Here is a 14,844-nt window from a genome sequence, read left to right as displayed (position 1 = left end):
CACAAGGAACCTGTCGTTATGTCTCTATGTTAAATCAGCAGATGTCTTAAATATTGGAGATAAATTCGATGAAGGATATGGTATAATTACCTAAAAATACTAATGATGATGAGGAGAAGCTTTATGATAAATATATGTAAGTATAGTAACAAAGAGTTATTTTGTGATTTAGGATTATATCAGCCTGTTCGTGTTGACTGTACTGATTTTGTACATACAAGCCGACAAGAGTATGATTTTAGCAATGCTCACGAGCATAACCATACGATATATGAAATTAAATATTCTGAGCAATTCAATCGACTTATTAGTTTTATGTCGGACACTAAAAATACCTATATATTTTGTCCTTTATGCAATAAGCACATGTCTTTTCAATTGATTCCGGTAACCTTATCGAAGGAATTAAACAACTCTGTGCTTGATAGCATTTCCGAATACGAAATAGATTCGGAAATTAGTACATCAGAAAAATATAACATGTCAGAAAGAATCAAAAGAATAATTTCAGAAAATAGGATATTTGATAAAATAATACGCTGTACACATGACAGTTCACATGTGTTCAAATTTTCCTACTTGTTGCAGAAGGAGGGAATTTATCCGAATGAGTTTTTAACATTAACAAAAATTGGACAGTATCCTTCAATTAAGGATTTTAATGTTGAACATATAAAATCTTATCAAAAATTATTAAAAGAATATAAAAGAGAATACACTACAGCATTAGGACTTTATTCAGCGGGTGTAGGAATTGGTTCTTTTGTATATCTACGAAGGGTAATCGAATTCTTACTGGAAAATGCTTTCTTAAAGGCCGAGAAAGATGGAAAAATCACCAGAGAGGAATACATGAAAGACGAGAACAGAAATCGAAAAGTAGATGAGAAAATCAAGTTACTTAAAGATTATCTCCCTAAATTTATGGCGGAAAATGCAATTATTTATAATATTTTAAGCAAAGGTATTCATGAATTAGATGAAGAAAAGTGCAAAGAAATATTCCCAGTCTTACAGAAAAGTATTGAACTTATTCTTGATGAAGAAATTGCAATTCAACAAAAGGAGAAAGTTACCAAAGAAGCCCGTCAGCAATTAGGGCAAATTAAATCCCAAAACGCATGAAGAAAAAAGAAATCTGTTAATAAATTTAATGAAGTTTATTATTGACGTGGAATCTTGCATAATTGGTAATACCATGAAGCTATTCAATTCAAATATTTAAGGAATATAGAGAGCGAAATAGTTCTCTATTTTTTTCTTTTATGTTCAGTCTATAAAGAAATAAAGAACCTTAATTTGATTTATAAAATGGAAAAAGACGGGGGATAATCCATAATTCATTGCTACTTTTACTCGTTGTATATCCATAAAAAACATTGTCCCTAAATAAAAAAGCATGTTCAAGACTGGAAGAAAATCAGGTAAGAGCCTGGTTGCCCTTCGGTCTTTTTTGTGTTAACAAAACAAGTAATAAATAAATGGGAATATAAAAATGTAGATGATAGGAAGATATCTGCTTTTAAAGATATCTATTGTGTAGTAAAAAATTTGAAATTATTTAGGGAAAAAGGGAGAATATAAATAGTTATATATATCTTAGTCTATTGATTCTATGTAATGAATTCTATGCAAGCGATTGCTGGTAGTTTTTAAGGAGGAAAATAAAAACAATGTATATTTCACAAATGAGAATTAAAAACTTTAGGTGTTTTAAAGAAGATTTTATTGTCAATTTTAATCCTGGTATGAATGTAATAATAGGTGCGAATAATTCGGGTAAAACTACAATTATAAGAGCGCTGGAAATGATATTCAGCCGAAGTAGTAACAAGAGGTTATTGATAGATGATTTTAACAAATTAATTAGCGACTTTAGTGAGCCTCCTGAGGTAGTAATAGAGGTCAAATTACGTGTGAATGAAACGGATACTGATGAGGATAAAGCACTTATAGCAAGTTGGATTACAGATGTAGAACAAGATTTTTGGGAAGCGACTCTTACATATAGATTCTTTCTGCCAGAAAGCGATAAAGAGCAATATCTGAAAGAAATTTCTTTTGCTCATGATGTGTTTGCAAAATGGAGAATCTTAGAAAGGCATTTACCACGCTACGTATTTAAAATTATCGGTGGTAATTCAATCAATAATTTAAAGGCAGACACAGACTTGTTAGATAAAATTCATTGTGAAGTCTTAGATGCATTACGTGATGTGGAAAGTAAAATGGCTACAGGGAGAAGCAGGTTATTGAAGCAAGTATTGCTTCATTTTAAAGATGTAGTACCCAAAGATTCAGTTGGTGAAAATGAAGACCCTGAGAAACTATCTCCTGAAGAACAATTTGAAGAGTATGCAAATAGAATTGTAGGTAATTTAGTTAATCGAATTGATGTTACTGAAATATTGAATTTAGCTAAAGATACAGGGGCTGCTGTTGGAGGAGAACCAAAGCTAAATGGGGTTTTAACTGAATCAGAAATTTTATCTGCGTTGAGCTTGGTCATAAAGAAAGCATCAGGGATTGAAATACCAATTTTAAATAATGGATTAGGATATAACAATCTAATTTACATTTCATTGATACTTGCGAAATTTAAAGTTATCACCTCTGTTGAACAAGGCGAAAATGCAAAAACTTTTCCTTTGTTGTTAATAGAAGAACCAGAAGCACATCTACATCCGTCTTTACAATACAATTTTCTGAAATTTTTGAAGCAAGAAATCGAAAAACAACGGAATAGCAGACAAATTTTTATAACAACGCATTCTACCCAAATCACATCTGCAGTTGGATTAGACCCAATTATTTGTGTAGAAGAAGATAACAATGGGGTTATAACAGCGAAGTTACCTGCAAAGGTTTTTGGTGAAACAAAAGACGACATTAATTCTAAAAAGTATATCGAACGATTTTTAGATGCAACTAAGTCAGCTATGTTATTCGCAAAATCTGTGATTTTAGTGGAAGGGATGGCTGAGTTACTCTTATTTCCTGTATTTGCTGAACAATTAAATGAAGATTTAGAACGCAAACATGTTTCAGTTGTTAAAGTAGATTCAGTGTCATTTAAACACTTTGTTAAGCTTTTTGGGGCAGGGACAGTGAATAATAGTAATGCACTGGATAAAAGAGTAGCCTGTGTAACGGATAAAGACCCTCTAAAAAAGTTAAAACAAAAAAATCAAAGATGGAAAAAATGTTGGCCATTTGAAATAAATACTGATACGGAAAACTATGATTATACGCCATTCTCTTTTACCTTAAATAATTTAAACGATTTAGTAGGGGAATCTTCGAATGTCAAAGTTTTTTATAACAAGGAAGCTTGGGGGAAAACTTTAGAATTTGATTTGGCTTGGGAGAATTTTGAACATGATTTTTTCTCTCATGATTCGAATATTGAGGAGGATTTGCAAGACAAGATTGATAGTTTTAAAGAAGCAGACAGAGCGTTAATTGCTACTAAATATTTAATCTATGCAGAAGAACAAAAAGGAGAAGTTGCCTTTGATTTGATGGAATATTTGAATAAATCAGGAGAACCTCCTATTATCTTACCCGCTTATATAAGAAATTCTATCTATTGGGCTTGTTTCAAGGAAGGAGAATGAGGATGGGCAATAGTTTATCATGTTTAATTAATTCAGATTATCTTCTTGATGATTTAGAGCGTCCTTTTAAAGTTATTGCTGGTCCAGGGGCTGGTAAAACATATTGGTTAGTAAAAAATATTAAACATATACTGAATAACTCAAAAAAATTACACAGAAATTCTAAAATTGCTTGTATAACATATACAAATGTTGGGGTAGATGAAATAAATCAAGAACTGTCCTCTGGATTTGAAAATGTAGAGGTTTCTACTATTCATTCGTTTTTATATAAAAATGTATTAAGACCCTATGCCTATTTACTAAATCAAAAGAACAAAGAGCCTATAATTAATATAGATAGGCTTAAGGGTCAAGAAAATAATATTCCTTCTAAAAATTTGGTAGATGGGTGGAGAAGACATGATAACATCAATTATTTAAATTGGCAAAGTGACACAAGTAGTAATATCAGAAAAGTGTTAGGCGGACTCAAATGGTCACTTGATAATGAAGAGCCTAAGTTAACCTCTTCTGAGTTCATATTGGGTCCTTCAATTAGGCAAGTTGATTATATAAAGTTCAGAAAATATTGTTGGAGTAAAGGTATTATTTATCATGATGATATCATTTATTTATCCTATAAGTTGCTACAAGATTTTTCTTTTTTAGCAAAAGCGATTTCTTCAAGGTACACATATTTACTACTGGATGAATTCCAAGATACAAATGTCATGCAATCTAAAATTGTGAAGATTTTTGCTCAAGCTGGTAGTATCGTAGGAGTAGTTGGAGACCCAGCACAATCTATCTATAAATTCCAAGGTGCTACAAGGCAAGAATTTATAGATTTTCATGTTGATAATCAAGTTCAATACATAATTCAACAAAATCGTAGAAGTGGTCAAAATATAGTACAGTTTTTAAATATTTTAAGAGATGATACACTAACTCAGACTTCACTGAATAAAGAATTAGATGACCATATATTTATTTATCAATACAACGAAGGAATAAAAGGAGAAATAGATGATATAAAGCAATCATTTGATACCAAGCGAGCTGAATTAAATTTACAGGATGATTTTTCATTTTTGGCTTATCAACATAAACATATAAATTTATTTAAGTCATCAGTTGATGATGAAGAAAAGTTGTGGAACACGTTACATTTACTTGATGGTGACAGGTATGTTTTACTTTATAAAATTTTTAAAGCGTATCGGTTATATCAAGAAGAGATGTTGGATTTAGCATTTAATGAGGTAATTTCTACATTACGCTTAAAGAGTAACGCAAATTTGATAGAACCTTTTAAGTCATCGATAAGTGATTATCATCGAAGAAGTGTTGCTTTAGAAATCATGCAGTTTACGATTAAATGGATAGAAAAGTATTCCGATAAGGGAGTTTTAAAAACCTTTTATAATGAATTAAGCGAGCATTTATTAAATAAACATTCAATAAAGTTACCAAAAATAACACGAGGTGACTTTAATTCATTCGCTTCAGAATGTGTTGTTAAGGCATTAATAGAGCAAGTGAAAATGAATGATGTTAAGGTAGATTATCACCGTACTATACATGGGGTAAAAGGAGCTGAATTTGAATCTGTTTTAGTATATTTAGACAATGCTAACCATCTGGTAAAGCCTGATATAAATGCTGATTCTGATTCAACAAGGATTTTTTATGTTAGTTGTAGTCGACCAAAAAGAATGTTATTTATCGCTATCCCTGAAATAAGTGAGATGGACAAAAAGAATATGATAGGTAAATATGGAGACGTAATAAACTTTCTTTAAATAGTTATATTTTTCTTTTGATAGATATCATATTCAAGATAGAAAATTTTGCATGATACTATGGTGAGTGTAACCTCTGAATGGAGAATTTGGAACAGCTTTTAGTAATGTGATTGAGAGGAGGAAGGGAAAATGTCGAGAATTGATACCTATAATTTATTGGATAAACTTAATGTATATTCAGAAGATTTATTCGAAGTATTTTATTATTTTGAAAACTCAAGGGAATATCAAGAGAATATAGAAGAATCTTTACGCCAATATTTTTATCATATCTATCTAAAATGCAAACGAAATTATAAAGCGATAAAGCTATTAATAAACTTTGATGATGAAGATTTGAGGAATGGCTATGTTGAAGCAACACCACTACTTAGAACCTTAATCGAAAGCTATTTTCATCTTTGTTATGTGACGAATTCATTAAATAAAGAAGATGTGATTCGTAGTTATGATTTACTAAATAAATATCAACTAAAGCAAATGTTGAATAACAAAACAGGATATAAAATAGTTTTTCAAGGTGATGCTGATAAACAGGTGTTGAATGGAATAAAACAAAATGTTAATAAAGTAAAGGAAGAGGACATTAGGTTATTTAAAAGTGCTTACCAGCTTGCTAAAAAAACAAACAATTTAGATATTTATAATGGTATTTATCAAAAGTTCAATAGTTATGTACATTATAATCCGACGACATTTATATCTTACGGAACGATGGTGGGGCAAGACAGTTTTACTTTTGGAGCCATGCAACATCAACCTGAAAGAGAATGTGAAATTTTATATTATATGATTGAGGTGGCTTTAAAAATTTTAATTACAACAATGGACTTCTTGAGAATTGACTCTGTGGACAACTGGGTATTTGAGGTGTTTATGGAGTGGGAAAATCTACTAAAGGAATATGATAGTGTCGATTTAGTGAATTATCTTTAATCCATTTTCTTTTTCTTTCTTTGTCTATCCCTAAAAAACATTATCCCTAAAGTAAAAAATGTGTCCTTAGTTAAAAAGTATGTTTAAGACTGGAGGGAATGTCGCCCTTTGGTCTTTTTTGCGTGAAAAAAGTAGGGGGAAAAGTCTGAAAGGACAGGAGAAGGGAATAGGGAAGAAGAGGGACAAGGAATTCTCTGCATATGGTCTATAGGGAAGCATATCAACTTTTGATGCATCATCAATGAAGTCAGTTTGTTTTGAATTGAAAATTTATTTATATATTGATATTATGGTAATAATTGTATGTTAGAAATGGTAAGAGTATTTTAAAATAGATAGACTATCAGTTTAGAACTATTGGAGGGGAATTACATAGTGGAACAAAGCGGATTTGAAGTACATAGCGTTGACCGTAAGGGAAATGATATTATGATTAGATGTGAAGGTGTAGACGACCAAGAGTTAGCTCATTTTGGAGGATTGGATTTACATGTAAAAGCAACAAAAGCACTTATCAGTGATTCTCAAAATAGAATGTCTTTTCCAGAAAAAGAAGGAGATTATGTGATAGGCAGTAAAGTAGTAGCCCTTTACCTAAATGAAATTGGTGAGTTACTTAGAAACCTTTCTTTTGACCCTGAATATTTAAGTGAATACTCGAATATAGATTTAGTAAAAATATTTCTTGAAAACGAGCTGAAAAATCCTGCGATAGCAAATGTAATTGAAAAGGACAATGTTGAAATTCAACAAGAACGTGAAGAAATTGAAAGAGAAGAAAAAGAAATGTGGGCTGGTTTTGTTGAAGGGTTGAAAAATAGAGACATGTAAAGAACACCATTTTTAGGTGTTTTTTATATTTACTTTCAATAAGATATTACGTGCATAAAAAAGACTGCTTATTGCAGTCCAAGATTGTTGGTATTAGACTAAAGGATTTATGCCATACAATCATCGTAAAAAGTCTATAATGATTGTTCGTTTTTCTTTAAATACAATGAAATTCTTTCTTTAATCATCTTTTCATCTAATTTATCTCTGTAGTCAAAATAAACTACTTTAAGCTTATAGTAATCACATAGTTCAGCTTTTTCTTTATCTCTTCTCTTGGTATTTTCTAATGCTTCTTTGCCTCCCATAAAAGCAATTGGTTTAAAGTGCTGCTCCCCTTGATATTCAATCACAAGATTTAGCTCTTCGATGAAAATATCAGCCCTTAAATGGTCGATAGGGTATTGATGAATTACAGTATAATTAGGATAAAGTTTTCTTATAATTTCAAGAAGCTTCACCTCAGTTGTCCATTTCTTCCCAATAGCAAAGTAACCTATTCGAATTCTAATAACATCTTCACAATATCGTAAAAAATCTATTGTAGATTGCTCATCAATTCTTTTATCATTAAATGAATCAGTAATAAGAAGAGGAACGATATCAGCAGGAATCAGCTCTGGTGCGTAAATTCTTCCACGAGAATTAATACCATATCCAAAAGCTAACCCGTGTATATAATGACCATATATTGAATGGAATTTAGTTCCCTTAAATGTTTTCCCGTAGCCATAGTTTGGGCAAACCTTATTACATACATGGCATAAATTATCTTTGAACTGAAGTGTATCGAAAAATGTTTCTCCCAATTGGAAACGTAATGATTTAGGAATCTCCCCAAAGCGACCAAATTCTTCATTCAAAAGATATATTTCCAAGCCTTTTCTTTGACAGGAGCAATAGCAGACAGGACTATCTTCAGTTTCTTGAAACCCAAAAAATGAACCCCAACTTGAAGGATAATGGACAATTGGGAATGGTAATCCTTCTTCATACATAATACAACCATCTGATTCTAATGTCGGCACAGCTTCCTTCGGCACAATTTTAGACCGCATTCGATTTTCACTCCGTTTCTTCAATATAGATTATCTTTATTTCCCTTTAGCCTTAAAATCTCAAATAAGTATTTATTTAGATTGAAAATATATCCAATGTATATTATAGTATCAAATGATGAAATAGAATGAATATAGTAATTTCATCAGGTGCAACAGAAAAATATTTGAAGAATAGAAAATGCCTTCCTCGACATGGCTTAAAGTGGTATACTCAATGCATTCACATAGGGAGGTGTTTCTTTTGCAAAGAAAATGTATGAAGCATTTTAATTATTTTAGATTGGCAAATTCAAAAATTGAACATGGTAGATGTACATGAGACGTTGGATATAGCGATGACTATATGCAGCGTCTTTTTATTTTTATCTATAGTCAATATAGAATTGTTTTTCCATTGATTGTGAGAGTGGGAAATGTTGGATGAACAAGAGGAGGATAAAGAATGACTGTATATCAGATGTTAAAAACCATCCACGTTGTTACGTATGAAGCACAGGTCAATTTTTTTGAACAGGAAATTTATAAAGAGTCTGAGCTTGCTGATGCTTTTTTAGATGTGCAGCTTCTACTTAAAGCAGGGTTATGCAAGCTTGTTGTGATGGATGAAGAAATGAATAGGGAATGAACCAGAAAAAATAGTTTACCATATGCATCCACGGTTTATGTGAAAGGTTTTTATGCTTCAACTTACTTTTCCTCACTGATATTATCGAATAAATTTGCAAACCAAATCTATAATATAGCAAGTTTCTAATGACAAAGGATTCTATTTTTTAGAAATCATCATTATTGGAAAGTCTAAAGCGATTGTGGATTAGATAAATTAAACAGGGGGTACTGTATATGAATGAAAATACTACGACTGTAAAAGGAAACCGAGAGATTTCAAGGACATTTTCTCAGCGTCTCAAGCACTATCGGCAAGTCCGAAATCTCACTTATAAGCAATTAGGCGAACTGGCGAAAATGGATGCAGGCTATATCAACAAACTTGAAAAGGGCATTAGGCGTGCCCCTTCGTATCCAATTATCAAGAACCTCGCTCAAGCACTTGGCGTGCAGATAACAGATTTAGTTGATATCGACCCATTTGAGGGAGACCTACCAGCAAAGAGTATTCAAGAGATGTTGGTATATAACGAATATCTAATTAGAGGAAAACTGCCAACAATGGAGGCAAGAGAGAGTTTGTTAGCACTTATACAAACATTACTGGATAGCGAATGGAAAGGGCATAGCAAACATGTAGATACAATTAAAATAATCAGTAAAGTAGATGTTTTTCTTAAGGCACTAAAGTAATACATGAACAAAAGTTAGAAAAGAGAACTATGATTTTTTATTAGTTCTCTTTATTTTTATTTCAAAGGGTGCTCCAAAATTTCCGTCTGAATAACATATTTCAAAGGGTGTTCCAAAATCTCAGTACTGAACATACTCTTAATATCGTATGTAGTTAAACAGGAACAAAGCATGGGGGTTACCAGTACCTTATTTCAATAGGGGCATGTATTTAATCTTATACAAAATCAAATACGCCTCCAATGAATCTGCCTATGCCTCTAAGTAACCAGAAGATTAATCTGAAGGGTAAGAAAATTAATTCTGGTATACAGGATAGTACATCAAGAATGAAATCTAAAAAGGTATAATTTTTATCACTCTTCTTACTTTTTCTCGTTTTGTTTTTCTTCCTTTGCCACCATTTCTTCATATGACTCATCCCTTTTTCCTGAAATAGTTACTGACCATTATAATTTTTCTTAAATAAATTTACGTTTAAGAGTTTATTTGGTTTCATTTAATAGTCAGACTACATTAATAATGTGGATTCAAAAATGTTTGTTACATAACTATTCTTAACATCTGCGAAATAATTTCATAAAAGTTCTTATTTTATCATGCTTATTCCATAATTCTTTGGGGTAAATGCAGAAAAAGTATGACAAGGTTCATATTTTTTTCGCTAAATAATGAAAATGGTATAGGTTACAACATGGCTGTATATAACACAGGAGGAGGTATCTGTTATTATCAAGTCAAGTATACATGGTTTGTGATAATGCTTTTCAAAACTGATATGGAATTATGTAAAGGTAGGAGCAGGGAATGAGAAACACTTCTGTAATACCAATACGAAATTTTAAATTTTAAAAACTTGGAGGAGGGAATTATGACTTTAAGTTAATTCCTAAGAAAGAAGCTCAAGCGATAAATTATAAGATGTATGAAGAATTTACGCCAGCGGAAATAAATTAGTGGACGGGGTTTTCCTTCTATTTAATTATGAAAGGGACTAATAGCATTGTGCTTGTTCAATATGGGCTTACAGGAGTTCGTTACAATCCTGTCATGAGAATCAAAGGAAGAATTATTTCGTTTAATTTCAACAAGATTTGCAAGAATGATTTATTGCAATGTCTCTGCCTTGCTTTCAGTTTAATTAAAAGTTTGGTAAAATATAGACTGCGGAGCTTTTGGGGTTCGTGCATAGCAAAACCCCTATGGCCAGAATTTCAAATAAATTATGAATAATATTTATAGTGGTAAACAATTAATTCCAAATGTTATTATAATTGATAAGGGATTGTGTTGATGTAATATCTTATGGGTTTTATGTAATAAGTTTAAAAACAGTTTCTAATTTTTTATTAGTGCTGTTTTTTTATATTTTCAATCCCTTACACTTAATGAAGATAAAATAATAGAAATTTATTTTCCAATCGATTATTAATAGCTGTTTTATTTGAATTATATCTATAAAGTTAAAAATATAATTTGCAAAAAAGATAAATAGTAGGAGGTAACAAATTTAAAAATGGGAGTAAAAATAGGTAGAAATAATCTATGCCCTTGCGGAAGTGGTAAAAAATTTAAAAAATGTTGTATTGAAAATCTTAACAAAGCAGATGATAAAGAGTTTTTAAATCCAGCTAATTTTTTTGAGAATTACAATAAATTAAGAAGAGATTCTCAAATAAAACAGTGTTTACATCCAGATAAAAATGAATGCTCTGAGAAAATAATTAAAGCCCATTCAATACAGAACAATAAAATATTAAATAAGATTTCCAGTAACGGAATAGTGTATATGCCAAGGCCAAAGGGAAATAATCCTTTAGCTATCGTTACTCAATATGGAAGAAAAGAAGCAACTGTATTTACGGGTTTTTGTGGACATCATGATAAAGTATTATTTCAGCCTATAGAGGATAATTTATTTAATAAAAGTTCTGAACATATCTTTTTATATACTTATCGATGCTTTGCTGTTGAGTACCACAGAAAACAAGAAGTAAATAAAATGGGTCAAATAACTTATACAAAAAAACCTTCATTATTAAATTTGCCAATAGATGAAAATCCTTATATAGGTTTCAATATGGCAATTAATGATTTTGAGCCAGTGAAAGAACAATTTGATAAAGCCATATTCAACAAAAATTATGATATTTTAACAAGCATAGTTTGGGAGTTTGAACAGCCTGTTAAATTTGCGGGAACAGGTTTTGAGGTTCTAACTGAGGACCTCAACGGAAGAATACTTCAAAATCTATTGGATATGCATGAAGCAATGAAACATATGTTTATTATGGTATTTCCAGAAGAAGATAAAACATATTGTATAATTTCTTGGCTCAAAGAAAATGATATATTATTTTCGAGCTATCACGAACAGTTGAATCAGTTAACTGAGCAAGAAAGAAAAAATTATATTAATAATTTACTTCCTATGATTAGTGAAAATATTGTTATTAATCCTGAAGCATGGGAGCAATGGGAAGAATATAAGAAAAATGAATTTGGAACCTTACTATGGGGTATGGCAGATTTCGGAGAAATGTTGGGTTTTACTTGGAATAGGTTAGAGTCTCCTATATACGACCTGTTTGAATTGTAATAAGGATTCTTTACTGAAGAAAAAGTAAAATGTAAGGAAAACTTAAATATAACTTTTAGTAGGGTGTTTTATTCTGTCAAGTTTTTAAATAAAAGCCTAAAGGAAGATAGAAATGGAACTAAAATTTATAAAAATTTGGGATTATAAGATAATAAAAGAGAAACTTATCTTTTTAGTTCCAGAAGGTGGTTATCCACCTTATTATAAGGACTATTTTAATAATAATTATACTATTTTGGTTGGAGAAAATGGACAGGGAAAGACTACATTATTAAGTTTTATAATTAATATATTTCATAATTTAGAGAGGTTTCACAGTAGAATCTTTGCAGATTTTGTATTACGATATGACCTATTTTTAAATAAAATAGAATATAGAGTTTTATTAGAGAAATACGACGATGAAATCTACATAACGATAAAAGATGTTATTAGAAGGTCGTTATTACTTGAAAATAACCCTAAAAAAATGAGTGGAGTAAACCCACCTAAAAATAATTATTCCCCAATAATTACATATAAGGAAATACGAAAATTCTTGCCTACAAAAATAATTGGCAGTGTGTTTTCTTTTCATGGTGAATACCCTTCTGAAAGACCTGCAAGTTATGTAGGAGAAGAGCGAGTGAAAGTATTTGATATAGCTAAATTGTATGGTTTGAATCATTATAATTTTAATTCTTTGTCAAATGGAATAAGTAAAATTATTGAAATGTATAAAGAGGATAGTAAGTCGGTAAATGAGTTTTTTGAACTGCTAAATTTAACATTTGAAAATAAAGTTCGTATATTTGAATTAAACTATGATGAAAGTCTTTCGGAATTCGATTATCTGGATGATGAAGGTTGGATAAAAGTTACAGAATTAAATAGAGAATTGATAATTTCTAAACATTCTAAGGGAGAACTTTATTTAAATGATTTAAGCTTTATTAAAAATGGTACACAAGTTAACTTAAGTAATATGAGTTCAGGAGAAAAAATGTTTTTAGTTCGTATCCTATCTATTCTATCTGAAATCGAAGATAACTCTATTGTTATTATTGAAGAACCAGAGTTACATTTAAATCCATCCTGGACAAAACAAATCATTTCTATGTTTCATCACTTTTTCAAGAAATATAATGTTCATTTTTTAATATCAACACATGATTATTCTTTCATTAATACACTGTTTCCTGAAAATATAATAGAGGTAAAAGAAGGGGAATTTAAGAATTTGAATCCAGATGTTAAAACCTTTTTAGCAAATGAGGCGGAAATTAATAATATATTTTTTGATAATACTAAAAAGACTAATTATGTAGAAGAAGTTTTATATGAGAAAGTTTCAAAGAGTACGAAAGAAGAGTTAGAAGAGATTTTTGAGTACTTAGGTGAATCCTATATAAAATTTAAAGTATATAATGAAATGTTGAGGAAAAACGATGTGGAAAGTGACCAATAATCAAAATTTTATTTTTTTAAATTCTTTCAAACTCAAAATAATTATTAAGATATTTAAAATCATATTAGAGCTGTCAGGAAAACAAATGAATTTAAGCAGTAAGAATGATTTTTGGAAAGGTACCTTTAACTTTGGATTATTAACTCAAGAATCTAAAGTATTAATTAATTATATAATGAATGTTCAATTAAAAAACGTGAAATTTAGTGAAGTTATTTTTGATTTATTGAATAATAATGATAAAAATACAATAAAAAGTATTATTGAAATATTTATCATTCAAAACAATCAAATCGAATCACAGGATTATGCAATCGTACAGCAAAATGTCCCAGATGAAATTAAGCGGATTTTTGTAGATTTTTATTATAATAAATTTTTTGTTGACCAAAATATTTGGAGTGGTTTAAATTTATCTGAATATAATCGTACCTCTTTTCATGAAAACTTCAAAAAAGAAAATAATTTATCTGTTTGTCCATACTGTGACATAGATACAGTGGTGACTAATTCTAATAATAACATTGAGCATTTTTTTCCGAAATCAAAGTACCCACTAATATGTATGAATCCATATAATTTAATATCCTCTTGTATAGCTTGTAACAAAGCACATGAAGGTAAAGGAGATACTGCTCCAACTCATCCTATAAGTATGCCTTATTCTGAAGAAATACAGAATTATATAGAATTCGACATGGATTTTACTAATAGAAAAATATCATTGATTAACAAAGGTAGCGACAGACATAGAAATTATCTTAAACTGCTAAAATTAAATAATAGATACCAAACTCAATCAGTTTTCAATAGTCTTGATAAAAAAGCTAATACATTATTTGATATATGTTCAAAAGGTGGAACAATAGATATGGATGTGCTTGAGTCATATTTAAGATTAAAAGCAAAGGATGAAAATCTAATTGTAGCTTTAAATAATTTAATAAAAAAATATCCACAGTATAGACAATGTTAAAAACCCTTTCATTAGATAATTAAATTTCTTAAAGAGTAGAATTGTAGTTTGTCAATTTAAATGAGAAATAATGTGATTAAAATTGTGGTGAAAATACAGAATTGACTATCGAAAAATTAGATAAAATATTAGTTGACGTAAGGATAAATTCGAAAGCGAGATTAGGAAGGTATGTCAGAATGAATAATGGAAGAAATATTTGAAAAGCGTAAAAGTGCGATTAAAAAGTGCCTTTAAAATAAGAAAAAATAATGATAATATGATATTGAAGATGAATACGGTCTAAGT

Annotated in this window: 11 protein-coding genes; 10 read left to right on the top strand and 1 reads right to left on the bottom strand. The window is 30.1% G+C overall.

Features of this window, described 5'->3' with window-relative positions:
• Positions 1-123 precede the first annotated feature (123 nt).
• From AC3WSO_RS18240 to AC3WSO_RS18220, 5 genes are all read left to right on the top strand, one after another.
• Positions 124-1,125: a hypothetical protein gene (locus tag AC3WSO_RS18240; protein WP_492532786.1), complete on the top strand. Its 1,002-nt coding sequence runs from the start codon at positions 124-126 to the stop codon at positions 1,123-1,125.
• Between the two features lie 548 nt (positions 1,126-1,673).
• Positions 1,674-3,617 carry an ATP-dependent nuclease gene (locus AC3WSO_RS18235; RefSeq protein ID WP_492532784.1) on the top strand — a complete coding sequence of 648 codons (1,944 nt, stop codon included), beginning with the start codon at positions 1,674-1,676 and terminating at the stop codon, positions 3,615-3,617.
• 2 nt (positions 3,618-3,619) lie between these two features.
• Positions 3,620-5,401 (top strand): UvrD-helicase domain-containing protein, encoded by a 1,782-nt coding sequence (locus tag AC3WSO_RS18230; protein ID WP_492532783.1) that lies wholly within the window; start codon positions 3,620-3,622, stop codon positions 5,399-5,401.
• Positions 5,402-5,533: 132 nt separating this feature from the next.
• A complete protein-coding gene (locus tag AC3WSO_RS18225; RefSeq protein WP_492532782.1) occupies positions 5,534-6,340 on the top strand; it encodes a DUF5677 domain-containing protein in 807 nt (268 codons plus the stop codon).
• A 375-nt stretch (positions 6,341-6,715) separates the two neighbouring features.
• The gene (locus AC3WSO_RS18220) at positions 6,716-7,171 is read left to right on the top strand and encodes a hypothetical protein (protein ID WP_492532780.1); all 456 of its coding nucleotides are present in this window, start codon (positions 6,716-6,718) and stop codon (positions 7,169-7,171) included.
• 134 nt (positions 7,172-7,305) lie between these two features.
• Here the strand turns inward: AC3WSO_RS18220 and AC3WSO_RS18215 are convergent, their stop codons facing one another.
• Positions 7,306-8,169 carry a putative endonuclease domain-containing protein gene (locus AC3WSO_RS18215; RefSeq protein ID WP_492532778.1) on the bottom strand — a complete coding sequence of 288 codons (864 nt, stop codon included), beginning with the start codon at positions 8,167-8,169 and terminating at the stop codon, positions 7,306-7,308.
• A 505-nt stretch (positions 8,170-8,674) separates the two neighbouring features.
• Here AC3WSO_RS18215 and AC3WSO_RS18210 point away from each other — a divergent pair.
• The 5 genes from AC3WSO_RS18210 (at position 8,675) to AC3WSO_RS18190 (ending at position 14,556) form a co-directional block, all read left to right on the top strand.
• A complete protein-coding gene (locus AC3WSO_RS18210) occupies positions 8,675-8,857 on the top strand; it encodes a hypothetical protein (RefSeq protein WP_492532777.1) in 183 nt (60 codons plus the stop codon).
• A 218-nt stretch (positions 8,858-9,075) separates the two neighbouring features.
• Positions 9,076-9,534 (top strand): helix-turn-helix domain-containing protein, encoded by a 459-nt coding sequence (locus AC3WSO_RS18205; RefSeq protein WP_492532775.1) that lies wholly within the window; start codon positions 9,076-9,078, stop codon positions 9,532-9,534.
• A gap of 1,516 nt (positions 9,535-11,050) precedes the next feature.
• Positions 11,051-12,133 (top strand): YecA family protein, encoded by a 1,083-nt coding sequence (locus AC3WSO_RS18200; protein WP_492532774.1) that lies wholly within the window; start codon positions 11,051-11,053, stop codon positions 12,131-12,133.
• A gap of 112 nt (positions 12,134-12,245) precedes the next feature.
• Positions 12,246-13,580: an AAA family ATPase gene (locus AC3WSO_RS18195; RefSeq protein WP_492532773.1), complete on the top strand. Its 1,335-nt coding sequence runs from the start codon at positions 12,246-12,248 to the stop codon at positions 13,578-13,580.
• On the top strand, positions 13,561-14,556 hold the full coding sequence (locus tag AC3WSO_RS18190; RefSeq protein WP_492532772.1) for an HNH endonuclease family protein: 996 nt from the start codon (positions 13,561-13,563) through the stop codon (positions 14,554-14,556). The genes AC3WSO_RS18195 and AC3WSO_RS18190 overlap by 20 nt, the downstream gene beginning before the upstream one ends.
• Positions 14,557-14,844 lie beyond the last annotated feature (288 nt).

Source organism: Lysinibacillus sp. EB106-09-02-XG168 (assembly GCF_058791475.1).
The sequence above is the reverse complement of the archived record's forward strand: the minus strand, read 5'-3'. Positions and strand labels throughout refer to the sequence as shown.

Coding starts and splice junctions, on each gene's coding strand:
- AC3WSO_RS18240 (WP_492532786.1), top strand. CDS start 124: ATGATAAATATATGTAAGTATAGTAACAAAGAGTTATTTTGTGATTTA.
- AC3WSO_RS18235 (WP_492532784.1), top strand. CDS start 1,674: ATGTATATTTCACAAATGAGAATTAAAAACTTTAGGTGTTTTAAAGAA.
- AC3WSO_RS18205 (WP_492532775.1), top strand. CDS start 9,076: ATGAATGAAAATACTACGACTGTAAAAGGAAACCGAGAGATTTCAAGG.
- AC3WSO_RS18225 (WP_492532782.1), top strand. CDS start 5,534: ATGTCGAGAATTGATACCTATAATTTATTGGATAAACTTAATGTATAT.
- AC3WSO_RS18190 (WP_492532772.1), top strand. CDS start 13,561: ATGTGGAAAGTGACCAATAATCAAAATTTTATTTTTTTAAATTCTTTC.
- AC3WSO_RS18210 (WP_492532777.1), top strand. CDS start 8,675: ATGACTGTATATCAGATGTTAAAAACCATCCACGTTGTTACGTATGAA.
- AC3WSO_RS18215 (WP_492532778.1), bottom strand. CDS start 8,169: ATGTATGAAGAAGGATTACCATTCCCAATTGTCCATTATCCTTCAAGT.
- AC3WSO_RS18200 (WP_492532774.1), top strand. CDS start 11,051: ATGGGAGTAAAAATAGGTAGAAATAATCTATGCCCTTGCGGAAGTGGT.
- AC3WSO_RS18230 (WP_492532783.1), top strand. CDS start 3,620: ATGGGCAATAGTTTATCATGTTTAATTAATTCAGATTATCTTCTTGAT.
- AC3WSO_RS18195 (WP_492532773.1), top strand. CDS start 12,246: ATGGAACTAAAATTTATAAAAATTTGGGATTATAAGATAATAAAAGAG.